21 protein-coding genes are annotated in these 25,892 nt (G+C 67.1%); 10 read left to right on the top strand and 11 right to left on the bottom strand.

Translation table 11 applies throughout. The features are described 5' to 3' along the window. Positions 1-218: 218 nt before the first annotated feature. The 4 genes from otsB (at position 219) to ACVOME_RS13560 (ending at position 5,793) form a co-directional block, all read left to right on the top strand. Positions 219-977 (top strand): trehalose-phosphatase, encoded by a 759-nt coding sequence (gene otsB / locus ACVOME_RS13545; protein WP_053517008.1) that lies wholly within the window; start codon positions 219-221, stop codon positions 975-977. Positions 978-1,017: 40 nt separating this feature from the next. Then, on the top strand, positions 1,018-2,799 hold the full coding sequence (locus ACVOME_RS13550; RefSeq protein ID WP_053517094.1) for a glycoside hydrolase family 15 protein: 1,782 nt from the start codon (positions 1,018-1,020) through the stop codon (positions 2,797-2,799). Further along, on the top strand, positions 2,796-4,160 hold the full coding sequence (otsA, locus tag ACVOME_RS13555; RefSeq protein WP_053517011.1) for an alpha,alpha-trehalose-phosphate synthase (UDP-forming): 1,365 nt from the start codon (positions 2,796-2,798) through the stop codon (positions 4,158-4,160). The genes ACVOME_RS13550 and otsA overlap by 4 nt, the downstream gene beginning before the upstream one ends. A gap of 322 nt (positions 4,161-4,482) precedes the next feature. After that, the gene (locus tag ACVOME_RS13560) at positions 4,483-5,793 is read left to right on the top strand and encodes an OmpA family protein (protein ID WP_197572149.1); all 1,311 of its coding nucleotides are present in this window, start codon (positions 4,483-4,485) and stop codon (positions 5,791-5,793) included. 25 nt (positions 5,794-5,818) lie between these two features. Here ACVOME_RS13560 and ACVOME_RS13565 read toward each other — a convergent pair whose 3' ends face one another. The 4 genes from ACVOME_RS13565 to rluD are packed head-to-tail and all read right to left on the bottom strand — an operon-like array spanning position 5,819 to position 8,496. Continuing rightward, on the bottom strand, positions 5,819-6,235 hold the full coding sequence (locus ACVOME_RS13565) for a thiol-disulfide oxidoreductase DCC family protein (protein WP_277381033.1): 417 nt from the start codon (positions 6,233-6,235) through the stop codon (positions 5,819-5,821). Then, positions 6,210-6,716 (bottom strand): DUF4166 domain-containing protein, encoded by a 507-nt coding sequence (locus tag ACVOME_RS13570; RefSeq protein ID WP_481505188.1) that lies wholly within the window; start codon positions 6,714-6,716, stop codon positions 6,210-6,212. The genes ACVOME_RS13565 and ACVOME_RS13570 overlap by 26 nt, the downstream gene beginning before the upstream one ends. Positions 6,717-6,736: 20 nt before the next feature. After that, on the bottom strand, positions 6,737-7,507 hold the full coding sequence (gene pgeF / locus ACVOME_RS13575; RefSeq protein WP_065175783.1) for a peptidoglycan editing factor PgeF: 771 nt from the start codon (positions 7,505-7,507) through the stop codon (positions 6,737-6,739). Beyond that, entirely contained in the window at positions 7,507-8,496 is a 990-nt protein-coding gene (rluD, locus tag ACVOME_RS13580) for a 23S rRNA pseudouridine(1911/1915/1917) synthase RluD (RefSeq protein WP_053517019.1), read from the bottom strand. Before rluD ends, pgeF begins: the two co-directional genes overlap by 1 nt. A 113-nt stretch (positions 8,497-8,609) precedes the next feature. Between rluD and ACVOME_RS13585 the strand changes: the two genes are divergently transcribed. Then, complete coding sequence (locus ACVOME_RS13585) at positions 8,610-9,497, top strand: outer membrane protein assembly factor BamD (protein WP_053517021.1); 888 nt, start codon at positions 8,610-8,612, stop codon at positions 9,495-9,497. Between the two features lie 72 nt (positions 9,498-9,569). On the opposite strand, the gene ACVOME_RS13590 is transcribed toward ACVOME_RS13585, so the two are convergent. From ACVOME_RS13590 to sucC, 3 genes are all read right to left on the bottom strand, one after another. After that, positions 9,570-11,204 carry an NAD+ synthase gene (locus ACVOME_RS13590; protein ID WP_053517022.1) on the bottom strand — a complete coding sequence of 545 codons (1,635 nt, stop codon included), beginning with the start codon at positions 11,202-11,204 and terminating at the stop codon, positions 9,570-9,572. A 208-nt stretch (positions 11,205-11,412) separates the two neighbouring features. Then, positions 11,413-12,288: a succinate--CoA ligase subunit alpha gene (gene sucD / locus ACVOME_RS13595; RefSeq protein ID WP_005418610.1), complete on the bottom strand. Its 876-nt coding sequence runs from the start codon at positions 12,286-12,288 to the stop codon at positions 11,413-11,415. A gap of 24 nt (positions 12,289-12,312) precedes the next feature. After that, a complete protein-coding gene (gene sucC / locus ACVOME_RS13600) occupies positions 12,313-13,482 on the bottom strand; it encodes an ADP-forming succinate--CoA ligase subunit beta (protein WP_005418614.1) in 1,170 nt (389 codons plus the stop codon). A gap of 330 nt (positions 13,483-13,812) precedes the next feature. On the opposite strand from sucC, the gene ACVOME_RS13605 reads away from it, so the two are divergent. Together ACVOME_RS13605 and ACVOME_RS13610 are read left to right on the top strand one after the other, a co-directional pair. Continuing rightward, positions 13,813-15,432: a sensor histidine kinase gene (locus ACVOME_RS13605; RefSeq protein ID WP_053517024.1), complete on the top strand. Its 1,620-nt coding sequence runs from the start codon at positions 13,813-13,815 to the stop codon at positions 15,430-15,432. 54 nt (positions 15,433-15,486) lie between these two features. Continuing rightward, positions 15,487-16,860, top strand: a complete 1,374-nt coding sequence (locus tag ACVOME_RS13610) for a sigma-54-dependent transcriptional regulator (protein WP_053517026.1) — start codon at positions 15,487-15,489, stop codon at positions 16,858-16,860. 69 nt (positions 16,861-16,929) lie between these two features. On the opposite strand, the gene pilB is transcribed toward ACVOME_RS13610, so the two are convergent. The 3 genes from pilB to ACVOME_RS13625 form a co-directional block, all read right to left on the bottom strand. Continuing rightward, positions 16,930-18,657, bottom strand: coding sequence for a type IV-A pilus assembly ATPase PilB (gene pilB / locus ACVOME_RS13615; RefSeq protein ID WP_053517028.1), 1,728 nt, complete (start codon positions 18,655-18,657; stop codon positions 16,930-16,932). Positions 18,658-18,668: 11 nt separating this feature from the next. Continuing rightward, complete coding sequence (locus ACVOME_RS13620) at positions 18,669-21,716, bottom strand: fused MFS/spermidine synthase (RefSeq protein WP_065181643.1); 3,048 nt, start codon at positions 21,714-21,716, stop codon at positions 18,669-18,671. Positions 21,717-21,874: 158 nt separating this feature from the next. Further along, the gene (locus ACVOME_RS13625) at positions 21,875-22,315 is read right to left on the bottom strand and encodes a pilin (protein ID WP_065181644.1); all 441 of its coding nucleotides are present in this window, start codon (positions 22,313-22,315) and stop codon (positions 21,875-21,877) included. Positions 22,316-22,676: 361 nt separating this feature from the next. On the opposite strand from ACVOME_RS13625, the gene ACVOME_RS13630 reads away from it, so the two are divergent. From ACVOME_RS13630 to coaE, 3 genes are read left to right on the top strand one after another with little or no spacing between them, the layout of a single operon-like run. Then, the gene (locus tag ACVOME_RS13630) at positions 22,677-23,936 is read left to right on the top strand and encodes a type II secretion system F family protein (RefSeq protein WP_053517034.1); all 1,260 of its coding nucleotides are present in this window, start codon (positions 22,677-22,679) and stop codon (positions 23,934-23,936) included. Positions 23,937-23,942: 6 nt separating this feature from the next. Continuing rightward, positions 23,943-24,806 (top strand): prepilin peptidase, encoded by an 864-nt coding sequence (locus ACVOME_RS13635; protein WP_053517036.1) that lies wholly within the window; start codon positions 23,943-23,945, stop codon positions 24,804-24,806. A gap of 10 nt (positions 24,807-24,816) precedes the next feature. Further along, a complete protein-coding gene (gene coaE / locus ACVOME_RS13640; RefSeq protein ID WP_262100842.1) occupies positions 24,817-25,428 on the top strand; it encodes a dephospho-CoA kinase in 612 nt (203 codons plus the stop codon). Positions 25,429-25,482: 54 nt separating this feature from the next. Here the strand turns inward: coaE and ACVOME_RS13645 are convergent, their stop codons facing one another. Next, entirely contained in the window at positions 25,483-25,866 is a 384-nt protein-coding gene (locus tag ACVOME_RS13645; protein ID WP_193396507.1) for a hypothetical protein, read from the bottom strand. Positions 25,867-25,892 lie beyond the last annotated feature (26 nt).

Below are 25,892 nucleotides of genomic sequence, written 5' to 3' on the forward strand. Positions count from 1 at the left end.
CGTCGCAGCCTTGGCCTCTGCTGCCTCGCGTTCCGCCGCCACGGTGGCAGCCACATTCGCAGCGCGGGCGGGGGGGGGGGGGGGGGGCCGCCCCCGGGGGCGGCACTGCCCCGCTCCGGTACCGCTCCCTTGTGCCGGCAATCGACAGACAGCGCAGACGCACCGTCGTCGCCTGCTCTCGACCCCACGTACACGCCCACGCTGGCAGGCTGGGCGTCATGGCTGAACCGCTCCCCCTGCGTCCGCCACCTCCATTGCTGGACGATGCCTGCGCGTTGTTCCTCGATGTCGATGGCACCCTGATTGAATTCGCTGCACGACCGGACGCCGTGCAGCTGCTGCCCGATGTGCGTGAGGCCATCGGTCGTATCAGCGACCGCCTGGAAGGTGCCGTAGCACTGGTCAGTGGCCGTCCTCTGGCACAGCTTGACCAGTTGTTCGCGCCTCTGCAGCTGCCTGCGGCCGGCCTGCACGGCCATGAACTGCGTGGCCAGGACGGACGCGTGCTGCGCGACGAACATGACGATGACACCGCCGAATGGCTGCATGCCCTGCATCAGCAGGCGATGCGTTTTGCCCATGGCCATCCCGGGGTACTGGTAGAAGACAAGGGTGTGGGCCTGGCCCTGCACTGGCGCGAGGCGCCGCACGCTGGAAGCGAGGTGCGGGCGTTCGCTGACCGCCATGTGCGCGGTCGCTCCAGCTACCGCCTGCAACCCGGCGATCACGTGGTCGAGTTCGTGCCCGTCGGCACCGACAAGGGCCGCGCGATCCGGCGGATGATGCAGTACTTGCCGTTCCGGGGCCGCCTGCCCGTGTTCCTCGGCGATGACCTGACGGATGAATTCGGATTCGACGCCGCCAACGGCCAGCATGGCTGGAGCGTGCTGATCGGCGAGCGTGAACCCAGCGCCGCCGTGTTCGCGCTGCCTGACATACGCAGCGTGCACGCCTGGCTGCGCGAGAATGCCTATTGACCCGGCCACCCCCACGGCCGCAACCGAGATGTACCGCGTGATGACCCAACCCGATCTTGATCTGGGCGTGGTCGGCAACGGCAGCTTCGGCGCCCTGGTCGACAAACATGCCCGTGTCGTCTGGAGCTGCCTGCCCACCTTTGACGGCGACCCCACCTTCTGTGCGCTGCTGGGCCCGAACCAGCAGACAGGCGGCGACTTCGCCGTCGAGCTGGAGGACTTCGCCGACAGCGAGCAGGAATATCTCACCAACACCGCCATCCTGCGCACGGTGCTGCGCGACACGCATGGAGGTGCGCTGGAGATCCTCGATTTCGCACCACGCTGGCGGCAGAACGACCGCTTCTACCGGCCGGTCAGCCTGATCCGCCAGGTGCGGCCATTGGCCGGCAGCCCGCGTATCGTCATCCGCGCACGGCCGCTGGCCGACTGGGGCGCACGTGTTCCCGAATCCACGTGGGGCAGCAACCACGTGCGCTGGATCCTGCCCGACCACGTGCTGCGGCTGACCACCGATGTGCCGGTCCGGATGGTCCGTGATGGCCTGCCGTTCGTCCTCAACCACCCTGTGCACCTGATCCTGGGCGTGGATGAATCGCTCAACCGCTCGATCAGCGGCTATGTGCAGGAAGCGTTCCAGCGCACGCGTGACTACTGGCGCGAATGGGTGCGCTATCTGTCGATCCCGCTGGAATGGCAGGACGCGGTGATCCGCAGCGCGATCACTCTCAAGCTGTGTCAGTACGAGGACAGTGGGGCGATCATCGCGGCGATGACCACCTCGATTCCCGAAGCTCCCGGCAGCGTGCGCAACTGGGACTACCGCTACTGCTGGCTGCGCGATGCTGCGTTCGTGGTGCGTTCGCTGAACCGGCTTGGCGCCACCCGTACGATGGAGCAGTTCCTCGGCTACATCTTCAACCTCGCCACCACCGACGGCACGCTGCAGCCGCTGTACGGCATCGGATTCGAGGCCAAGCTGGACGAGGATGAAGTTCCCAGCCTGTCCGGCTACCGCGGGATGGGCCCGGTGCGCCGCGGCAACCTGGCCTGGGTGCAGCGCCAGCACGACGTGTATGGCAGCGTGGTGCTGGCCTCCACGCAGCTGTTCTTCGATCGTCGCCTGCAGGACCCCGGGGATGCCCATACCTTTGCCCGGCTGGAACCGCTGGGCGAACAGGCCTTTGCCCTGCACGACGTCCCCGACGCAGGCCTGTGGGAGTTCCGCGGCCGCACCGAGGTGCACACCTACACCAGCGCGATGTGCTGGGCCGCCTGCGATCGCCTGTGCAAGATCGCCGTGAGGCTCAAGCGCGATGACCGTGCACGCTACTGGCGCGAGCGCGCCGACATCATCCACGCGCGCATCATGCAGCGGTCCTGGAGCGAATCGCTGGGCCACTTCACCGACACCTTCGACGGCCATCGCCTGGACGCGTCGCTGCTGCTGCTGGCCGACATCGGCTTCATCGATGCACTCGACGCACGTTTCATCGCCACCGTCGAGGCCATCGGCCGCGACCTCAAGCATGGCAATTCGCTGTACCGCTACATCGCACCGGACGATTTCGGCGAGCCGGAAACCAGCTTCACCATCTGCACCTTCTGGTACATCGATGCGCTGGCGGCGATCGGGCGCATGGATGAGGCACGCGAGATGTTCGAGACGCTGTTGAAGCAGCGCAACCATCTTGGTCTGCTGTCGGAGGACCTGGCCTTCGACAGCGGCGAGGCGTGGGGCAATTTCCCGCAGACGTATTCGCATGTGGGTCTGATCACGGCAGCGATGCGCCTGTCACGTTCGTGGCAGGAGGCATCATGAGTCGTCTGGTGGTGGTCTCCAACCGCGTTGCCGTGCCCGGCGAGAACCGCGCCGGGGGCCTTGCGGTGGGCCTGCTGGCTGCGCTCAAGGAGCGCGGCGGCATGTGGTTCGGCTGGAGTGGCAAGACCGTGCGTGATGGCAGCGGCGCGCTGCATGAACAGCAGGACGGCGACATCCGCTTCGTCACCATGGACCTGAACAAGCGCGAGGTGGACGGCTACTACAACGGCTTCGCCAACCGCACGCTGTGGCCGCTGCTGCATTTCCGCCTGGACCTGGTCGACTATGACCGCGGCACGCGCGAGACGTATCACAAGGTCAATGCGATGTTCGCGGACAAGCTCGCGCCGTTGCTGCGCGAGGACGATATCGTCTGGATCCACGACTACCATCTGATCCCGCTGGGTGCCCTGCTGCGCGAGCGCGGCATCGGCTGCCGCATCGGCTTCTTCCTGCACATCCCGATGCCCTCGGCGGACCTGCTGCAGGCCATGCCCGACCACCTGCGGCTGTTCTCCGCGCTGTATGCCTATGACCTGGTGGGATTCCAGACCCAGCGCGATGCCGACCGCTTCCAGACCTACCTGCGGCTGTTCGGCGGCGGTCGCGTGCTCGACAACGGCGAACTGGAGGCCCCGGGGGGGCGCCGCTTCCGCGCTGCCGCCTTCCCGATCGGCATCGACACCGGGCTTATCGCGCGTCAGGCCAGCACCGCAGCGGCCAAGGCCGCCGTGAAGAACCTGCGGGCCAGTCTGCGGGATCGGCAGCTGGCCATCGGCGTGGACCGCCTGGACTATTCCAAGGGACTGCCCGAACGTTTCCTCGGCTTCGAACGTTACCTGCAGCGCCACCCCGACCAGCGCGGCACCCTGACCTACCTGCAGATCGCGCCGGTCTCGCGCGGTGATGTCACCGAGTACCGGCAACTGCGCAGCCAGCTGGAACAGATCGCCGGGCACATCAACGGTGGCCATGCCGAGCCGGACTGGACGCCGCTTCGCTACGTCAACCAGAACTTCACCCATGCCACCCTCACCGGCTTCTACCGCGCGGCGGCCGTCGGTCTGGTCACCCCGCTGCGCGATGGCATGAACCTGGTCGCCAAGGAGTACGTCGCCTCGCAGGACCCGGAGGATCCGGGCGTGCTGGTGCTGTCCCTTCTGGCCGGCGCCGCCGATGAACTGAAGCAGGCGCTGCTGGTCAACCCGCACGATCTGGACGGCGTGGCCGATGCCATCGCCACGGCCGCCACCATGTCGCTGCGCAAGCGCCAGGAGCGCTGGCACGCCATGATGGAGCACCTGCGCACCTACGACATCAACCATTGGCGGCGCAGCTACCTGGACGCCCTCGAAGGCTGAATCAGGCGCATTCTGTACGCCGAAACTTGACGCTTTTGGCTCGAAAGTAATTGCGCATGCAACCATCCCGCCGCTGTGGCGTGATCTCCACAGCCGCTGTCGCAAGTGGCACTCAGGCAGGCGAACGTCCTGCTGCCCCAAGGCTTCCAGCCAGCTGCGTGGCGTCCTCGCGACGCCATCGCGGAAAACGAAAGAAAATGAACCGGCGATATTTCATTTCGCATTGACGCGACCTCCCCACAGTGGCGCCCCCAGAGCTCCTGCAATCGACAGAAGCCGCACCGTGCACGACTGCGTGCACATCACTCCGGGGATCCACTGCATGCACGCGTACGACCGTTTCATCGAAGAAGCCAGCCACCGCCTGGGACTGGGCCATCGCACCCGTTGGGTGGTTGATGTGATTGCCGGCTGGATAGCCTCCCACCCGCGGGGACTGGACGGACTGGAGCAGACCTTCGAGCAGGCGGGCCTGGGGGTTCACTTCCGATCCTGGCGGCGTCCCGGGCAGCCGCCGCTGCCGGTGCTGGCCAGCGACCTGCAGCGTGCGCTGGGTGATCCGGTCATGGACCGGCTGGCCCGGCGCAGCAGACTGTCATCGGGGGCGTTCCGGGTCGTGGCCTGCGATCTGCTGCCGGGGCTGATCGCATTGACGTCCCAGCCCATCGAGCCGGCCCCTTCGGAGCCGCGCCAGCTGCGCAACCGCCCGCAGCGGCAGCGACCGCAGATGGCCGGCACCCTGCTCACCCCGCGGGTGCAGGGCATGGCCCTGCGCAGCCTGCTGTGGATGATGGCCGCCGTGGTCGTGCTCGGCGCTACCGCATGGCTGCAGCTGAAGGCACGCACGCCGCTGTGGACGCCACAGGTGATCGTCCGCGAGCACGACGCGCGGCTGTTCCTGCACCAGCGCGGCGCGCAGGTCTCGGTCCATGGCAGCCTGCCCAGCGACGCCCTGCGCCGCCGCCTGTGGAGCGCGTTGATTGCGGTGCATGGCGCAGGGCACGTCAGTGGCCGTATCGAGATCGATCCGCAGGCCCGGTCGCCGCGCTGGTTCGAGCGCCTGATCCGCACCCTGCCCTGCCTGCAGGGCGACGGACTGCGCCTGGAGTTCGCCGGCAACCAGCTGGATATCGACTCCACCGCCCTGAGCGAAGAGCGGCGCCTGGCGATCTCGCGGCAGCTCCGCCAGGATTTCCCCGCCCTGCGGATGAGTGGGCTGTGGGGTCCGGGCCGGGCGGCATTGTCGCGGCTGCCGGCCGATGCCGGCGCCGCGCAGCGGATCGCTGCGCTGAACCTGACCCGGCTGGAGTTCCATCCCGGCTCCAGCGAACTGCGCGGCAGCTCCAGCGAAACGCTGCAGGTGGTGGCCGACGCATTGCGCAGCACTGCGCCAGGCACACGGGTGGAAGTGGCCGCTCACACCGACAGCCAGGGCGCGTCCGAGGCCAACCGGCAGCTCAGCCAGCAGCGTGCGGACGTGGTGGTGACGGCGTTGCAGGCGCATGGCGTGCCGGCACCGACGCTGGTCGCGGTGGGGTACGGCGAGGAGCATCCGGTAGCCGACAACCGCAGCGAGGACGGCCGCGCGCGCAACCAGCGCATCGCCTATCGGCTGCTTGCGGCTCCGCACTGACACCGCGCGCGGACCGACCGGCACATCAGTCCAGGAAACGGCCGGCCTGCTGCGTCGTCGCCAGCGTGCAGCGGTCGTGACGACCGAACCAGCGGTATCGGTTGCGGGCCAGCCTGCGATAGGCGGCATCCCGCCAGCTGCGCGGCAACAGGCGCAGCACGCCCGCCAGCCGCCATGCGCCTCCCAGCCCGGTCAGCACGCGCAGGATCGCGTCCGTGTCAGTCCAGGCGCCCTGCTCGTCCAGCAGCAGAAAGGAGCGCGGGTCCTGCGGATCCAGCCCATGGCTGCGCAGCAGCAGGCTGCCATGCGTACCCTGCATCGCTGCGAAGCGATAACGCCCGTGGCGGTCCACACGCAGCAGGAAACGCACCCAGCGGCTGCACAGCGCACAGACGCCATCGAACACGATCACTGCGTCACTGCGGGTCGAGCCAGCCTTCATAACGGATCAGGGGTCCAATCCAGGGCAATGTCACATCAACCAGGAAAGTGTAGCGCTCTGCGGCCCAGGCCTCGCGGCAGCGCACGCCGTCGAACCAGCGCGTCGGCAGCGGCAGCAGGCCGAACACGCGGACGCTGCGCACCGACCAGTCGATGCCGCCTTCACGCGCCCGCAGCTCGAATCCGAAGTGCACCGCACCGAGCTGCTCATGCAGACCGCCTTCCTGTGCCCACAGCCGCGACACCATCGGCCAGCGCCCGAAACGTCGCGCCCACTGCTCGCCTTGCCCGCAGACGCTGAACACCACCTCGACCGGCAAGGCGTGCGCCTCCTTCGGCAGCCGCGCCAACGCGGCCAGCATGGGCACCAGCCAATGGCCGCCCCGTGCGATCCGCGCCTGCCCGGTACGGCGGCACGGCAGCGGCGCCGCATGCAACGCCTGCACCGGTGCTGCCAGGGTGGCGAAGGCCGGCCCCAGCACCTGCGCGAACAGCGGCACGGTCAGGGAGCGATCCAGGCCAGCGTTGCCATGCGGCCGGTGCGGCGGTCGCGACGGTGCGAATACAGGTCCGGATCGGCAATGGTGGAGATCGTGCCGCCAGACACCTGGGCCGGGTCCACGCCCACGGACTGCAGGCGCTGGCGGGCCAGTGCGAACAGATCGACCTTCCAGTGCCCCGCGCGGGTGGCCACGAAGGCGGCGGCCGCCGCCGGTTCGTGGCCGACGAAGGCCTGATACACCTCTTCGCCGATCTCATAGTCGGCAGGCCCTGCCGCCGGGCCCAGCCAGACCCGCAGCTGCGACGGCGCGGTGCGCATCGCGGCTACCGTGTGTTCCAGCATGCCATCGGCCAGGCCGCGCCAGCCCGCATGGGCCGCGCCCACTTCGCTGCCGTCGGCGGCGGCAAACACCACCGGAAGGCAGTCCGCGGTCAGGATGGCCAGCACCACCCCCGGCACCGACGTCACCGCAGCATCGGCCACCGGCTCGCTGGCCCCGGCCACTGGCGGGCCATCAAAGCGCAGCACGGTGGTGCCATGCACCTGGCGCAGCCAGTGCGGCGCGGAGGGCAGCGCCAGTCCCTGCTGCAGCAGTTGCCGGTTGTGTTCGACGTTGGCCGGCGCATCTCCATCGGCTGCGTGCCGGTTGCCCAGGTTGAACTGGGCAAAGGGTGCCGGCGAAATGCCCGCGCCGTGCCGGCGTGTGGTCAGCGCCCGCACGCCCGGCGGCGCCGGCCAGTCAGCCTGCAGCAGCGGCAGCGCGGTCGCCATCACCAGCGATCCCGCTCGCGCTCGGTAAAGGCCTCGCTGTCTTCGCGCAGCACCTTCATCAGGTGCAGCATGTCGTCCGGTACCGGCGCCGAATTGCGCACCGGCTCGCCGGTGATGGGATGCACGAACTCCAGCGTCTCGGCGTGCAGGGCCTGGCGCTTGAAGCCACGCAGCGCGGCCACCAGTTCGTCGCTGGCGCCCTTGGGCAGCTTCAGCGCACCGCCATACAGCGGGTCGCCGATGATGGGGTGGCGCAGGTGCGCCATATGCACGCGGATCTGGTGGGTGCGGCCGGTTTCCAGCCGGCATTCCAGCGCGGTGTGCGCCCGGAAGCGCTCGCGCAGGCGGTAATGGGTGATCGCGTCCTTGCCGTCTTCGCGCACCGCCATCTTCAGGCGGTCGCGCGGATGACGGTCGATCGGCGCATCGGCGGTGCCGCCGGCCACCAGAGCGCCCATCACGATGGCCAGATACTGGCGGTGCACATCACGCGCGGCCAGCTGTTCGACCAGGGCCGTCTGCGCCTCCAGGGTGCGGGCGACCACCATCACGCCGCTGGTGTCCTTGTCGAGGCGATGCACGATGCCGGCGCGCGGCAGAACCGCCACCGACGGGTCGCGGTACAGCAGCGCATTGACCAGGGTGCCGCTGTGGTTGCCGGCACCCGGGTGGACCACCAGGCCGACCGGCTTGTTGATCACCAGCAGGTGCTCGTCCTCGAACAGCACGTCCAGCGGGATGTCCTCCGGCTGGGCATCGGTCTGGGTCTCCAGCACCACGTTCAGGGTCACCACCTCGCCACCGCGCAGCGGATCGCGCGGCCGCGCCTGGGCGCCATCGAGCAGGACGTCGCCGGCCTTGATCCATTCGGTCAGGCGTGAACGGGAGTACTCGGGGAACAGTTCGGCCACGACGGCGTCGAAACGCCGGCCGGCGGCGGTGTCGGGGACGATGGCCTGGCGGGCCGATTCGGAGGGTTGTTCAGACATGGCAGGGGGGTATCTTTGAAATTTTGGGGTCCCGGCGGTCGGTTTCAGTCGCAGGACAGGACACTAGGCTATCATCGACCCTTCGTATTCCAGACGCGTCCCGCCTTGACCCCATGATCCGACGCTCCGCCATGCTCTCCGCGCCCGTCCGCCTCACCGCCCTGCTGCTGGTGCTGGTCATCGCCGCCACCGGCTGCCATCGCGGCGCCAAGAAGGGTGATCGCCCCGACGAGGGGACGCCGGTCGAACAGCTGTACGAGAAGAGCCACACGCTGATGAAGGGGGGCAACTGGAGCGGCGCCGAAGCCAGCTTCCGTCGCCTGGTGGCCCAGTATCCCTACGGCCCGTACACCGAACAGGCGATGATCGAAACCGCCTACGCGCAGTACAAGGCCGGCAAGCACGACGATGCGGTGTCGAGCATCGACCGCTTCATCCGGACCTATCCGACCCATCGCAACATCGCCTACCTGTATTACCTGCGCGGCCTGGCCAACTCCAACCGCAATACGGTTTTCCTGCGTCGCGTATGGTCCCTGGACCCCAGCCGCCGCGATCTGTCCACGCCGCACCAGGCGTATTCGGACTTCAACATCGTCGTTGACCGCTACCCGAACAGCCGCTACGCCGCCGACGCCCGCCAGCGGATGATCGAGCTGCGTGACGTATTCGCCCAGCACGAGCTGGACAACGCGCTGTACTACATGCGCCGTGGCGCCTGGGTGTCGGCCGCTGGCCGCGCCAACTACCTGCTGGAAACCTATCCGCAGAGCGCCTTCCAGTACGACGCCGTGGCAGTCCTGGCCGACTCCTACACCCACCTGGGCAACAAGACCCTGGCCGACGATGCCCGGCGCGTGCTGGAGCTGAACCAGCCCGATCACCCGTGGCTGGCAGGCAACTGGCCGAAGTACCCCTGGATGATCCGCAAGCTCAACCCGTTCGCAGGCGAGAAGTCCGCCAGTACCGGCCAGCGCAACGCGCGGCTGGAAAAGAAGTAAGAAAAGGGCCCCGCAAGGGGCCCTTCCTTTTTGTGGGGCCCGCCATGACCGGGCCCTGCGGAGGCGCGGGCCTCAGCCCTTGTAGCCGTTGCTGATCGGATAGCGGCGTTCGCGGCCGAAGGCGCGACGGGAGACCTTCGGCCCCGGTGCGGCCTGGTGCCGCTTCCACTCGCTGATGCGCACCAGCCGCAGCACGCGGTCGACCACGGCCGCATCGTAACCGGCTGCAACGATCTCGGCGCGCGACTGCTCCTGGTCGACGTAGCGGTACAAAATGCCGTCCAGCACGTCATAGGCCGGCAGCGAATCCTGGTCCAGCTGGTTCTCGCGCAGTTCGGCCGACGGCGGGCGGCTGATCACGGCCGGCGGAATCACCGGCGCGCCCCCCACGGTATTGCGCCACTTCGACAGACCGAATACTTCGGTCTTGTACAGATCCTTCAACGGCGCGTAGCCGCCACACATGTCACCGTAGATGGTGGCGTAGCCGACCGCATACTCGCTCTTGTTGCCGGTGGTCAGCAGCAGGCCACCGAACTTGTTGGCCAGCGCCATCAGGATCACGCCGCGGCTGCGCGACTGCAGGTTCTCCTCGGTCACATCCGGGGTTGTGCCCTCGAACAGCGGCGCCAGCGATTCCATCAGGCCCTTGAACGCCGGCTCGATCGACACCGCTTCCAGCTTCACTCCCAACGCCTGGCACTGCTCTGCAGCCAGATCGTTGGACAGGCCTGCGGTATAGCGTGACGGCAGGCGCACGGCAGTCACGTTCTCGGCCCCCATCGCATCCACCGCCAGGGCCAGCACCAGGGCCGAATCGATGCCGCCGGACAGGCCCAGCCACACCTTCGTGAAACCATTCTTGCGGCAGTAATCCTGGATGCCACGGGTCACCGCGCGCCAGGCCAGGGCGTCCATGCTCTCGTCACCATCGTCCATCCAGACGTGCGGCATGAAGCGACGGCTGGCGCCGTCGTACTCCACCACCAGCCACTGGTCGACAAACGCAGCGGCAGCCGGGTGCACCGTACCGTCGCCATCGGCCACCACCGAAGCGCCGTCGAATACCAGTGCGTCCTGGCCACCGACAACATTGAGATACGCGATCGCCGCACCGCTCTCGCGGGTGCGCGCGGCCAGCACGGCATCGCGCTGGGCGTGCTTGCCGCGCTCGTAGGGCGAGGCATTGGGCACCACCACCAACTGCGCGCCAGCACGCACGGTATCGGCCAGCGGCTCAGCGAACCACAGGTCCTCGCAGATCAGCAGGCCCACCGGAATGCCGTCGACGTCGAACACGCAGCTGCCGCCATCAGGGTCGACGTCGAAGTAGCGGCGCTCGTCGAACACCGCGTAGTTGGGCAGCTCGCGCTTGCGATAGGTCTGTTCGACCCGGCCATCGCGCAGCACGCTGGCGGCGTTGTACACCACCGCGCCCGCCGCCTGCGGCCAGCCGACCACAGCGGTGATACCGCGGCAGGCAGCCGCAATGCGCGCGATCGCCTGCTCGCATTCGTACAGGAACCCCGGACGCAGCAGCAGGTCTTCCGGCGGATAGCCGCTGACCGCCAGCTCGGGGAACATCACCAGCCCGGCGCCATGCTCATCGCGCGCCTGGCCGATCATCTCGATGATGCGCTCGGTATTGCCGGCGACATCGCCGACCGGAAAATCGAACTGCGCCATCGCGATGCGGATCGAAGCCATGGAAGGTCCAGCCTGTGGTTGCAATGGCCCATTGTAACGCCGCACCGTGTGCCTGCCGGGCGGACCCTGCGGGTAGCGCCGGGCCATGCCCGGCGGATGACTGCGCGACGCCCAGACGCAGAAAAGCCGCCCGGAGGCGGCTTTTCCAAAGCAAGCCGAGCATGGGCTCGGCTCTACAGATCGTGCCGGCCGGAAGCCGGCAACAACCTTACTTCACCAGCTTGGCGATGGCAGCGCCCAGGTCGCCCGGCGAACGCACGGTGACGACGCCAGCCGCTTCCATGGCGGCGAACTTGCCTTCCGCCGTGCCCTTGCCGCCGGAGGCGATCGCACCGGCATGGCCCATGCGCTTGCCGGCCGGAGCCGAGGCACCGGCGATGAAACCGACGACCGGCTTCTTCACGTGGTTCTTGATGTATTCCGCACCGGCTTCCTCGGCGTCGCCACCGATCTCGCCGACCATGATGATGCCTTCGGTCTGCGGGTCTTCGTTGAACAGCTTCAGGCAGTCAACGAAGTTCAGGCCGTTGATCGGGTCGCCGCCGATGCCGATGCAGGTGGACTGCCCCAGGCCGACTTCGGTGGTCTGCTTGACCGCTTCATAGGTCAGCGTGCCCGAACGCGACACGATGCCGATCTTGCCGGGCTTGTGGATGTGGCCCGGCATGATGCCGATCTTGCACTCACCCGGGGTGATGACACCCGGGCAGTTCGGGCCGATCAGCACGGTGTCCGGGTAGGAACGGGTCAGCACGTTCTTGACGCGCAGCATGTCCAGCACCGGGATGCCTTCGGTGATGCAGACGATGACCTTGATGCCGGCAGCTGCGGCTTCCAGGATCGCGTCGGCCGCGAACGGCGGCGGCACGTAGATGACCGAAGCATTGGCGCCAGTGCTCTGCACGGCGTCGGCAACGGTGTTGAAGACCGGCAGGTCGATGTGGGTGGTGCCACCCTTGCCCGGGGTCACGCCGCCAACAACCTGGGTGCCGTACTCGATCATCTGAGTCGCGTGGAAGGTGCCCTGCTGGCCGGTGAAGCCCTGCACGATCACCTTGGTGTTCTTGTTAATCAAAACAGACATGGGAATTTCCTTCGGTGTCGTGGATCAGGCGGCGTTCTTGACCGCTTCAACGACTTTCTTGGCGCCGTCGTTGATGTTGTCAGCCGGGATGATGGCCATGCCGCTGTCACGCAGCAGCTGCTTGCCTTCTTCCACGTTGGTGCCTTCCAGGCGCACCACGACCGGCACCTTGACGCCCACTTCCTTCACGGCGGCGATGATGCCCTCGGCGATCATGTCGCAGCGGACGATGCCGCCGAAGATGTTGACGAAGATGCCTTCCACCTTGTCCGAGGACAGGATCAGCTTGAACGCTTCGATGACGCGCTGCTTGTTGGCACCGCCGCCCACGTCCAGGAAGTTCGCCGGCTCGCCGCCGTTGAGCTTGATGACGTCCATGGTCGCCATGGCCAGGCCGGCGCCGTTCACCATGCAGCCGATGTTGCCGTCCATGGTGACGTAGTTGATGTCCAGCTCCGAAGCGGTCACTTCGGTTTCATCTTCCTGGGACTTGTCGCGCATCGCGACCAGTTCCTTGTGGCGGAAGTTGGCGTTGTCGTCGCTGTTGAACTTGCCGTCCAGCGCGTACAGGTTGCCGTCGTCCAGGATCGCCAGCGGGTTGATCTCAACCAGCGCCAGGTCCTTTTCGTTGAAGATGCGGTACAGGTTCACCATGATGTTGGCGAACTGGCCGGCCTGCTTGGCGGTCAGGCCCATCTTGAAGCCGATGTCACGGCCGTGGTAACCCTGCACGCCCTCGACGAAGTCCACATTCAGGGTGTGGATCTTGTCCGGGGTCTCGGCAGCCACCTGCTCGATTTCCATGCCGCCTTCCGAGGAGGCGATGTAGCTGATGGTGCGGGTGCCGCGATCCACCAGGACCGACAGGTACAGTTCCTTGACGATCTCACCGGCGGTGGTCACCAGCACCAGGTTGATCGGCAGCTCGACGCCGGCGGTCTGGTAGGTGGCCATCTTGGTGCCGAGCATCTTGGCCGCTGCGGCCTTCACGTCATCGACGGTCTTGCAGAACTTGACGCCGCCAGCCTTGCCGCGGCCGCCAGCGTGGATCTGCGCCTTGACCATCCAGGGGCCCTGGCCCAGCGACTGGGCGACTTCAACCGCCTCGTCCGGAGTAGCCGCGACCTTGCCGGCCGGGACCGGGATGCCGTATTCGGCAAGCAGTTGTTTTGCCTGGTATTCGTGGAAATTCATGCGTCACCGTGGGAATAGGAACGACCGCACGCAATTCCTCAGGGCCTCCGGGGGAGGCACCGGCACGGACCGCGGCGGGCCCACTATTGTGGCCGAGCCGGCGCCGGGGCGCAAAGAAGTCTGTACGGACTACCGGATCCGGGCGGATTTCCGCCGTCATTCAGGCAGTTGCGGATCGCCGGCAGCCGCCCGGCCGCCCTCGCCACAGGCCGATTGCGCGACGCGGACCCGCGGCCGGGCATCGCCACGACCGTATACTGGGCATCTGCGTCCGCTCGGGCATGCCCGTCGCACAACCCAGATCCAGGCAGCCAGAAGGGGAGTTCCGGCGTGTCACCCAGTGCTTCATTGATCGACCGCATCGAATCGATTCCGCGGCGCGAGCTGTACTTCTTCGCCCTGTACCGGGTGCTGATCGCAGCCGTCATCGCCGCCCTGCTGTACAGCCCGTTGTCGATGATGGTCGGCGAGGCCCACCACCCGCGGCTGGCCTACACCGTCGGCGCGGCCTACCTGGCGTTGTCGCTGCTGGCCCTGGCGATCGGCCGCAACGAACGCTGGCTGCGGCCGATCGTGGTCACCGGCGTGCTGGTGGACATCATCGCCGCCATCCTGCTGGCCCACGCCCTGCCCGGCGCCAGTGCCGGCATCTCGATGTCGCTGCTGTTCAACATCGCCGCGGCCGCCACCCTGCTGCCGCTGAGCTGGGGTCTTGGGCTGGCCCTGGCGGCGAGCCTGGCAACGGTGGGCGAATACCTGTGGAAGCTGCTGGAGGGCGGCGACCCGACCCGCACCCTGGCCGAGCTGGCGATGTTCACGACCAGTTACCTGGCCCTGGCCTTCATCAGCTACCAGGTCGGCAGCCGCGCCCGCCGCAACCAGCAGCTGGCCAACCAGCGCGGTGACGAGGTGGCCAATCTGTTCCAGATCAACGAACTGATCATCCGCCGCATGCGCACCGGCGTGCTGGTGGTGGATGCCGACAGCCGCATCACGCTGGCCAACGAGGCTGCCTCGATGCTGCTCGGCGACAGCGACGGTGCGGGCGGAACCGGCCGCCTCGATCTGGCCAGCGTCGCACCCGAGCTGGCCCGTCGCCTGCAGCGCTGGCGCAACGGCTGGACCCAGGACGAACTGCCGCTGCAGCTCAACCCGGACCAGCCCGAAGTGCAACCGCGCTTCGCGCGCCTGCTGGCCGGCAGCGAACTGGCCCTGGTCTTCCTGGATGATTCCAGCGTGGTGTCGCGGCGCGCCGAGTCGCTCACCCTGTCGGCGATGGGCCGCTTCTCGGCCAGCCTGGCCCATGAGATCCGCAATCCGCTGGCGGCGATCAACTATGCCGTGCAGCTGCTGGAAGAAGGTACCGGCTTCAACGAAAGCGACCGCCGCCTGCTGCAGATCATCCGCCAGCAGTGCCAGCGCACCAACGGCATCGTCGAGAGCGTGCTGGGCCTGGCCCGGCGCGAACGTGCCACGCCGGAGAACGTGGATCTGGTCGCCTTCGTGCGCCGCTTCGTGCTGGAGTACAAGCAGGGCCAGACGCTGGAAACCGACAGCATCGAACCGATCGTCAGCGACACCTCGGTGCCGGCGCAGGTCGACACCCGCCACCTCTACCAGGTGCTGACCGTGCTGGTCCATAACGCCCTGAAGTACGGCCGCATCGGCCAGCAGCCGGCCCGCGTGCGGCTGCGTGTAGCCCGGCACGAACGCAGCGCGGTGATCGACGTGATGGACCGTGGCCCCGGCATTCCCGAAAGCGTGGCGGCGCAGCTGTTCCGGCCGTTCTTCACCACCTCCGAGCACGGCACCGGCCTGGGCTTGTACATCGCCCGCGAATTGTGCAGGGCCAACCAGGCACGGCTGGATTACATCCCGGTGCCAGCCGGCGGCTCGTGCTTCCGCTTGGTCCTGCCAGGTCCGCACACCCTGCTGCCCGATGGTTCCTGATTCTGTGCGTCAAACATTTGTCGCTTTCAGCCCCCTCGTTTATCTTTTCCGCCCATGAACGAAACCCGCAGCGCCCTCGTCGTCGACGACGAACGCGACATCCGCGAACTGCTGGTGCTGACGCTCGGCCGCATGGGGCTGCGCATCAGTACTGCAGCCAACCTCGCCGAAGCGCGCGAGCTGCTGGCCAGCAATCCTTATGACCTGTGCATCACCGACATGCGCCTGCCGGATGGCAACGGCATCGAGCTGGTCAGCGAGATCGCCCAGCACTACCCGCGCACACCGGTGGCGATGATCACCGCCTTCGGCAGCATGGATCTGGCAGTGGAAGCCCTGAAGGCGGGCGCCTTCGACTTCGTCAGCAAGCCGGTGGACATCGCCGTACTGCGCGGACTGGTCAAGCACGCGCTGGAATTGAACAACAGCGAGCGGCCCGTACCGGGCCCCGTCGCCGAACAGGGCGCCCGGCTGCTCGGCAATTCGCCGGCGATGGACGTGTTGCGTGCCACCATCGGCAAAGTCGCGCGCAGCCAGGCCCCGGTCTACATCCTCGGCGAATCCGGCGTCGGCAAGGAACTGGTCGCGCGGACCATCCACACCCAGGGGGCACGTGCTGCCGGGCCGTTCGTGCCGGTCAACTGCGGCGCGATTCCCGGCGAACTGATGGAGAGCGAGTTCTTCGGCCACCGCAAGGGCAGCTTCAGCGGCGCCCACGCCGACAAGCCCGGCCTGTTCCAGGCCGCCCATGGTGGCACCCTGTTCCTGGATGAGGTCGCCGAGCTGCCGCTGCAGATGCAGGTGAAGCTGTTGCGCGCGATCCAGGAGAAGTCGGTGCGCGCGGTGGGTGCGGCCAGCGAGGAACCGGTCGATGTGCGCATCCTGTCGGCCACCCACAAGGATCTGGCCGAGCTGGTCGAGGACGGCCGCTTCCGCCACGACCTGTACTACCGCATCAATGTGATCGAACTGAAGGTGCCGCCGCTGCGCGAACGCCGCCAGGATCTGCCGGAGCTGGCCGCTGCCGTGCTGGCACGGCTGGCCCGCAGCCACGGCCGCACCACGCCGCTGCTCGCGCCCTCGGCGCTGGAGGCACTGGCGCAGTACGCCTTCCCCGGCAACGTGCGCGAACTGGAGAACATCCTTGAGCGCGCGCTGGCCCTGGCCGAGGAAGACCGCATCGGTGTCGACGATCTGCGCCTGCCGCAACACGCCCCCCGCATGCCCGGCAACGGCACGGCCGCCGAAGCCGTGGTCGATCTGCAGCCGGGCAGTGCCGCCCTGCCCTCGTACATCGAACAGCTCGAACGCAGCGCCATCCAGCGCGCGCTGGAAGAAAACCGCTGGAACAAGACCCGTACCGCCGCGCAGCTGGGCATCACCTTCCGCGCGCTGCGCTACAAGCTGAAGAAGCTGGGCATGGAGTAAGGGCCGCAAGGCCCAGTGGTCGGATCCCTTTCCGCAGGAAAGGGCTCCGACCCCGTCAGCACAACCGCGTCAATCCTTGGTAACGCGGTTGATCTCGGCCAGGCTGGTCACGCCCGCCGCGACCTTCCTCAATGCCGACTGCCGCAGGTCATTGACCCCGATCGCCTGCGCGGCTTCGGCAATCTGCAGCGCATTGCCACCGGCCAGCACGATCGTGGCGATCTCGTCGGTCATCGGCATCACCTGGTAGATACCGGTGCGGCCCTTGTAACCCTCGGTGCATTCATCACAGCCCACCGCCTCATGCAGCTGGATGCCCTCATCCAGCTGGGCCTGGGTAAAACCCTCGGCCAGCAATGCATGCTCCGGCAGCTGCGCCGGGCGCTTGCAGTTCGGGCACAGCCGTCGCGCCAGACGCTGGGCGATCACCAGGGTCACCGAGCTGGTGATGTTGTACGGCGCGATGCCCATGTTCATCAGGCGCGCGATGGTCTGCGGCGCGTCGTTGGTATGCAGGGTGGACAGCACCATGTGGCCGGTCTGCGCGGCCTTGATGGCGATCTCGGCGGTCTCCAGGTCGCGGATTTCGCCGACCATGATGATGTCCGGATCCTGGCGCAGGAACGAGCGCAACGCAGCGGCGAACGTCATGCCGCGCTTGTTGTTCTGCTGCACCTGGTTGACGCCGGGCAGCCGGATTTCCACCGGGTCTTCCGCCGTGGAGATGTTGCGCGTCTCGTCGTTTAGAATGCCCAGCGCGGTATACAGCGACACCGTCTTGCCCGAACCGGTCGGCCCGGTCACCAGCACCATGCCGTATGGCTTGTGGATCGCATCCAGGAACAGCTTCTGCTGGTCGGGCTCATAGCCGAGCTTGTCGATGCCCAGCTTGGCGGCACTGCCGTCGAGGATACGCAGCACGACCTTCTCGCCGAACAGCGTCGGCAACGTGCTCACACGGAAATCGATCTGCTTGGACTTGGACAGGTTGAGCTTGATGCGGCCATCCTGCGGCACGCGCTTCTCGGCGATGTCCAGCTGTGCCATCACCTTCAGGCGCGCGGCGATGCGCTGGTTCAACTTCACCGGCGCGCGCGCGACCATCTTCAACAGCCCGTCGATGCGCAGGCGCACGCGGTAATCGTCTTCGTACGGCTCGAAATGGATGTCCGACGCGCCCTTGCGGATCGCATCGACCAGCACCTTGTTGACGAACTTCACCACCGGGGTGTCGTCGCCCTTGGCATCGATGCCGGAGTCGCCGCCCGCGCCATCCTCATCGCCCAGGCCCACGTCGAGGTTGGCCATCCCCTCATCGTCACCGCCCAGCGCGTCACCCAGCGTGTCGTGGCTGGCGTGCCACTGTTCCAGAGTGCGGCGGATCTGGTCCTCGTCGACCAGGATCGGCTCCACCACCAGGTTGGTGTGGAACTTGATCTCGTCCAGTGCGTGGGTCGGGTTGCTGGTGCCGACGAACAGCTTGCCGCCACGCTTGAACAGCGGCAGTACGTTGTGCTTGCGCAGCAGTTCCTCGCTGACCAGGCTCATCGCGTTCTGGCTGGCATCGAAGGTCGAGACGTCGAACAGCGGCATGCCGAACTCAACCGCATTGGCCGCGGCCAGCTGTGCTGCCCCCACCACCTTGTTCTGCGCGAACCACTGCGGCAGCGGCTGCCGCGCGGCGGCGGCCCGGGTCATGGCGTCGCGGGCGGTGGCCTCGTCCAGCGCACCATCCTGGACCAGGCGGCGCGCCAGCCCGGTGATGCCGACAAGGTTGGGGGATGAAACAACGCTCATGGGATTCCTCGTTACTCGTGCCCTGACGGCCGGAATTCAGTTTCAGAAACGGGTTGCCGGCCCATAGCGGCCAGGTAGCTCAGCAAACGCAGGGGTCCGTTTCCTCGCGCATCGGGCGCGAGCGCCTTCCAGTACTGGTCCGTCAGTTGCCGCGACGCCGTGGTATCCCCCAGCTGCCGCGCAGCGTGCTGCATTGCACCGAACAGATAATAGCCGGTGGCAGGGTCGGCCAGCAGCATCGGCGCATGCTCGCTGCCCAACAATCGCCGGCCTTCCGTGAGTACAGCGTGGTGGTCGTCGGTGGCCGCGGCGGCAACCAGGGCAAGGCTGGCGGACACGACGGGATCTGCCGGGGTGCAGTCCATCCAGTCGCGCTGCGCCCAGAGGGCCGCCCGCTGCGCTGCCGGCAGGAACGGGATCGTTTCTCCGGCCAGCACGAACAGCAGCCGGGTGGTTTCCATCGGAGATCCGTCCAGTTCGCAGCGCGCTGCCAGCCCACGCAGCGCCTGCGCACTCATCCAATCGGCATCCGCCACATCCGTGGGCGCCTCGCCCTGCAGGAAAGCTGCCACGGCCCGTGCGGTCGGACGTTTGTCATCCCGGCTGGACGCCGGTTGCGGCAGACCCGCCGCAGTAGCCGTCACCTGCCCCGTTGGCGGGGCGCTGACGATCCGCCAGGGGGCCGTCATCACCTGCTGGAAATCACGGGTGAACGCCCCCTGGAAACGTGCCACCGGGGCATTCAACTTCAAGGTCGGGAAGTAATCGGAATTGCGCGCGGCCGGATACAGAGGAACGAAGGCGCGCAGCGCTGCGTCATCCATGGACAGGGCGTTCTCCAGATCGGCCACCGAATGCACGCCGATCCGCGCCAGTTCCCCGCGCAGCTGCGGCTGTTGGAACAGGCTGCCCTTCATCGGCGGCAACGTGCCCTTCGGCGTCGCCACCAGGATCAGGTCGCCACGATTGGCCAGGTAAGCGCGCACATCGGAGAACTGTTCCAGCAGCCCCGCCAGTACCGAGCTGACCAGTTCGGGGGTGATCTCATACAGCTGCAGCCACTGCACGAACACGCCACCTTCGTTGAGCTGCTGTGGCACGAACGCATAGAACTCGTCGCTGAACAGCGCCGCCGTTCCACCCACCCAGGGATTGGACGGCTCGGAAATGATCAGATCGTACTTGCGCGGACTGGCGGCGAAATAGGACTTCGCATCGTCGATCACCACGTGCGAGCGCGGATCGTTGAAGGCGCGCTCGACACGCTCGCCGAACAGACGCGCGCCCTCCACCATGGCCGGCTCGATCTCCACCGTTTCCACGCGCCCGACGCGCTGGTCGCCCAACAGCGTGTGCGTGCTGAGCCCGGATCCGAAACCGATCACGCCGACGCGCTGGTAATCATCGCGCAGCGCCAACGGCAGAGCCGCCAGCAGGATCATGGTCGATTCGTCGCTGGTGGGTGCCTGTACCATCGACACGGCCATGCCTGCATCCACTTTGCCGTTGGTGGCGATGGCACGCATGCGGCCGATCGGCTGGGTGCTTTCATAGACCGCCACGGTGGCCGTCTGCCCATCGCGCGAGAACAGCATCGTGGCGGTATCCGCCAGACGGGCCGTGCCATGGCGGTACACCGACGAATTCAGCACCAGCGGATCGAAGCGGACCAGCACGACGGCCGCCACTACGCCAGCGACACCCAGCGCGCCAGCCTGCCACAGTGGCGAGCGCAGACGGCCCGGGGCCGCAAGCCGAAGGCGCTGCAGCAGCACCAGGCCCAGCACGATGTCGACCACTGCCGCGACCAGCAGCGCGTACTTCAGCCCCAGCAGCGGCATCAGCAGATGGATGGCCGCCAGCACACCGACGATCGCGCCGAGCGTATTGAACGCATAGGCCTGGCCGATCGCGCGCTCGCCCTGCCCGGCGCGCAGCAGCGCCAGGGTCAGCAGCGGCAGCGTCATGCCGGCGAAGAACGCCGCCGGGAACATCACCAGGCCGGCAATGGCGGCACTGGCCAAGTTGTACAGCACGTAACCATCCGCGCTGCGCACGATGACCCGCATCAGCCAGCCGACCCAATCGAAGGCCTGCGCATAGACGAACATCGAGGCCAGCGCCGCCAGCCCCATCCACACCTGCACCCAGCCTGCCACCCGCAGGGGCGACGGCATCCGGTCGGCGCGGCGGCGCAGCCACAGGCCACCGAAGGCGATGCCGAGGATGAACGCCGCCAGCATCAGCTCGAACGAATGCAGCGTGGTGCCGAGTGCGAGCGACAGCATGCGCACCCAGGTGATTTCGTAGACGAAGGACGACGCGCCGGTCGCTGCCGCGACCAGCAGCACCAGCCGCACCGGCACTGCAGTCTCCGGTCGTACGCCGCCGGCAGCCGGCGCGGCGGAGGCCACTACCGCAGGCGCGCTGCCGTCGCGGGCCAGTGGATAGACCAGGATGGCCACCACGATGTTGAGCAGGCCGGCACTGAGGACGGTGCCCGGCAGCCCTACCGCCGGCAGCAGCGCGTAGGTCGCCACCAGGGCGCCGGCGGCCGCGCCCAGGCTGTTGGAGAAATAGAGCCCGGCCAGCACCTCACCCTGCGACCCGGGCTGCAGGCGCATGTAACCCGCACTCATCAGCGGGAAGGTCGCGCCCAGCAGGATGCATTGCGGCAGCACCAGGGCCGTGGCCAGCGCCCAGCGCAGCGCCGTGGACGAGGTCCCCTCCATGCCCGGCATGAGGTGGGTGTACGCCCAACCGGTGACGCCCTGGAACAGCCCGTCGAAACCGATGCCCAGCACCCCGATCACCAGCTCGATGACCGCGTAGGCCAGCAGCGGCCGGCGCAGCAGCGCGCTGCGGCGGCTGACCAGCCACGCCCCCAGCGCCATGCCGCCCATGAACAGGATCAGCACCAGCGATTGCGCGTGCGAGGAATGCCCCAGGAACAGCCCCAGGTACTGCGTCCAGATGGACTGGTAGATCAGCCCGGCGAAGCCGGAGAGCACGAAGATCAGAAGCAGCCATGGGCCATGGCTGAATGAAGGACGGCGCATTGCGAACTCCCCAGTCGCACGGTCGATTTCAACAGAAGAACAAACTTCGCGGACTCAATGCAAGCGCGCGGCCAGACGGGATCCGGACAACCCGCAGCGCCCAAACGAAAACGGGGAGCCTGGGCTCCCCGTTTCCGTACGCGAGCAGCAAACGCCAGTTACTCGGCAGGTGCGGCCTCACCCTGGCACGAACCCGGGCGGTACTTCGAAGCGATGGAACCTTCGCAGGTCCACTTCGGGATGACGCCATTCGCCACGTTGCTGTCGTCGGCCTTCAGCGTGATGGTATCGCCATCGATGTCATCAGCAATGCCACGCGCGGTCGCGGTGATGGTCTTGGTGGTCGCATCCCATTCCAGCTTGTCGACATACTGGGTCTGCTGGAAATCCGGCTCCCAGGTGGCCGGCGGCAGGGCATTGTTGCTGGCCACGTATTCCGACACGTCGGTACGCAGCGAAGAAGCCGCAAGGATCACTTCCGAGACCTTGGCCTTCTTGGTGTAGTTCGAGTAAGCCGGCAGCGCGATGGCGGCCAGGATGGCGATGATCGCAACGACGATCATCAGTTCGATCAGGGTGAAGCCCTTCTGGTTCTTCATGGTGGTACGTCCCCAAGTAGTGGTGGTTGATTTTCCGGGTGCGGCAACCGGCCGGCCAGATGACCGGATGAGCAGGCTGCCTGTCCCCGCGGGTGGATCAACGCAGGTTGCGTGCCAATCTCCCATGGCCACGCCTCCCCCGATTTCCCCGCGCCAATGATGGCAGCTATTTCGCGGATGGGAACCCCCCTGCGCCGAATCTGCGATGGACGCGGCAATGTGACGCAGCGCGTCACCTTCCGCCTCGACGCGTCGAAAACCCTGCACGCCGTCACGTCGGTAGGCTCCCCGGACGGGTCTGAACCAGCTACCATCGCCGCTCAGGATGCCCGCCTGGGGATGGCGGGCCTGGGGAGCCAACATGTCTGTGAGTCGCAGTGCGATCAAGAAGGAGCCCGTGGCCCGCGCCACGATGGAGCTGCAGCCGTTTGTCTGGGAGGGGACCGACAAGCGGGGCATAAAGATGAAGGGCGAGCAGCTGGCGAAAAACGCCAACCTGCTGCGCGCCGAACTGCGCAGGCAGGGCATCAGCCCGGGCCAGGTCAAACCCAAGCCGAAGCCGCTGTTCGGTGCGGCCGGCAAGCCGGTCTCTCCGAAGGACATCGCGTTCTTCAGCCGGCAGATGGCCACCATGATGAAGTCCGGCGTGCCGATCGTGTCGGCGCTGGAGATCATCGGCAGCGGGCACAAGAACCCGCGCATGAAGAAGATGGTGGACACGATCCGCACCGACATCGAGGGCGGCTCGTCGCTGCACGAGGCCATCAGCAAGCATCCGGTGCAGTTCGATGAGCTCTACCGCAACCTGGTACGGGCCGGCGAAAGCGCCGGTGTGCTGGAGACCGTGCTGGACACCATCGCCTCCTACAAGGAAAACCTGGAGGCGCTGAAGGGCAAGATCAAGAAGGCGCTGTTCTACCCGGCCATGGTGCTGGTGGTGGCGTTCCTGGTCAGCACGATCCTGCTGGTCTGGGTGGTCCCGCAGTTCGAGGAAGTCTTCCAGAGCTTCGGTGCCGACCTGCCGGCATTCACCCAGATGGTGGTGAACCTGTCACGGTTCATGGTGTCGTGGTGGTGGCTGATCGCCATCGTCGCCATCGGCGCGGTGGTGGCGATCGCCATGACCTACCGGCGATCGGAGAAGATGCAGCACACCGTCGACCGGCTGATCCTGAAGGTGCCGGTCATCGGCCAGATCATGCACAACAGTGCGATCGCCCGCTTCTCCCGCACCACAGCGGTGACCTTCAAGGCCGGCGTGCCGCTGGTGGAGGCCCTAGGCATCGTCGCCGGCGCCACCGGCAACAAGGTCTACGGCGAGGCGGTGCTGCGCATGCGCGACGACGTTTCGGTCGGCTATCCGGTCAACATGGCGATGAAGCAGCTGAACCTGTTCCCGCACATGGTGATCCAGATGACCGGCATCGGCGAGGAGGCCGGCGCCCTTGACACCATGCTGTTCAAGGTCGCCGAATACTACGAGCAGGAGGTCAACAACGCCGTGGATGCCTTGAGCAGCCTGCTGGAACCGATGATCATGGTGTTCATTGGTACCATTGTCGGCGGCCTGGTCATTGCGATGTACCTGCCGATCTTCAAACTGGGCGCCGTCGTCGGATAAAAATACATGGCTTTTCTCGACCAGCACCCCGGCCTCGGCTACCCCGCCGCGGCCGGACTGGGACTGCTGCTGGGCAGTTTCCTCAATGTTGTCATCCTGCGCCTGCCCAAGCGGCTGGAATGGCAGTGGAAGCGCGATGCGCGCGAAGTGCTGGAGGAACCGGACTTCTACGAGCCGCCACCGCCGGGCATCGTGGTCGAGCCGTCGCACTGCCCGCACTGCAAGCACAAGCTGTCCTGGTACGAGAACATCCCGCTGTTCAGCTGGCTGATCCAGGGGGGCAAATGCCGCCACTGCAAGGCGCCGATCTCGCTGCAGTACCCGCTGGTGGAAGCGATGACCGCCCTGCTGGTGCTGGCCTGCGTGTGGCAGTTCGGCTTCGGCTGGCAGGGCTTCGGCGCCATCGTGCTGACCTGTTTCCTGATCGCGCTGTCCGGCATCGACCTGCGCACCCAGCTGCTGCCCGATCAGCTGACCCTGCCCCTGATGTGGCTGGGCCTGATCGGCAGCATCGACAATCTGTACATGCCCGCCAAGCCGGCCCTGGTCGGCGCGGCCGTGGGCTATCTGTCGCTGTGGACGGTCTGGTGGCTGTTCAAGCAGCTGACCGGCAAGGAGGGCATGGGCCATGGTGACTTCAAGCTGCTGGCGGCGCTCGGCGCCTGGTGCGGCCTGAAGGGCATCCTGCCGATCATCCTGCTGTCCTCGGTGATCGGCGCCATTGTCGGTTCGATCTGGCTCTACAGCCGGGGACGCGATCGCGCCACGCCGATTCCGTTCGGTCCGTACCTGGCCATCGCCGGCTGGTTGTTCTTCATGTGGGGCGAACCGTTGGTGGAGCGCTACCTGGCCCTGAGCGGCCTGCGCTGAGGGCCCCGCCGTGAGCCGCTACGTGGTCGGCCTGACCGGCGGCATCGCGGCCGGCAAGAGCGAAGTGACGCGGCGCTTCGAGGCGCTGGGCATCGTGGTGGCCGACGCCGATCTGGCCGCCCGCGCGGTGGTGGCCACCGGCAGCCCGGCGCTGGCCCGCATTGCCGACCGGTTCGGCACGGACATGCTGCTGGCAGATGGCAGCCTGGACCGGGCGCGCCTGCGCACCCATGTCTTCGCTGACCCGGCCGAACGGACGGCACTGGAAGCCATCACCCACCCCGCCATCCGCCTGTTGATGCAGCAGCAGTGCACGCAGGCGCCGAGCCCGTACGCCATTGCTGCGATTCCGCTGCTGACCGAGGTGGGCGGCCGCCAGGCCTATCCATGGCTCGACCGGATACTGCTGGTGGATGCACCCGAAGGCGTACAGCACGCCCGGCTGATGCAGCGCGATGGCATCGACGCCGCGCTGGCCGACCGGATGATCGCCGCCCAGGCCAGCCGCGCGCAGCGCCGGGCACTGGCCGATGACGTGGTGGTCAACGATGGGCAGCCGGACGACCTGCAGGCGCAGGTGGAGGCGCTGCACCACCGCTATCTGGCACTGGCCGCGAGCTGACCCGCCGGGCACGTGCCCGGCGTTGCAGAATCGTCGTGGCAGTGTCCCCGGCCATCACTGCAATGTGGCTGTCCCCCTGATTCTCTCGGCCTGCAGCTGCTGCTGCACGTGACACGTCAGTTCCCGCGCGGCCAGAATCAGGCCTTCCATCGCGCCCGGTGGCAGCACGTTCTGCTGGCCGCCCCGCGTGCGCGCGATGTGCGCGGCGTACATCACCCGGGTCAGGGTGCCGAGACCTTCGACGGCGCGCCTGAGATCGGCAGGCTGCACTGCGTCGGCGCTGACACCGCCGGCGTCGATTGGCGTCTGCTGGGCCGGCATATGGCCGTCGCAGCGGGACAGTACGTCCTCGACGCGCTGGGCGACGTCCGGAGACAACTGGCTGATCGAGTCACCGACCAGTTGATGCAGGTTGGGGTAGCGGATGCGATGCGACATGGCGATGCTCCTGGCAGCCGGCAAAG

The organism is Stenotrophomonas sp. STEN008, assembly GCF_056760435.1.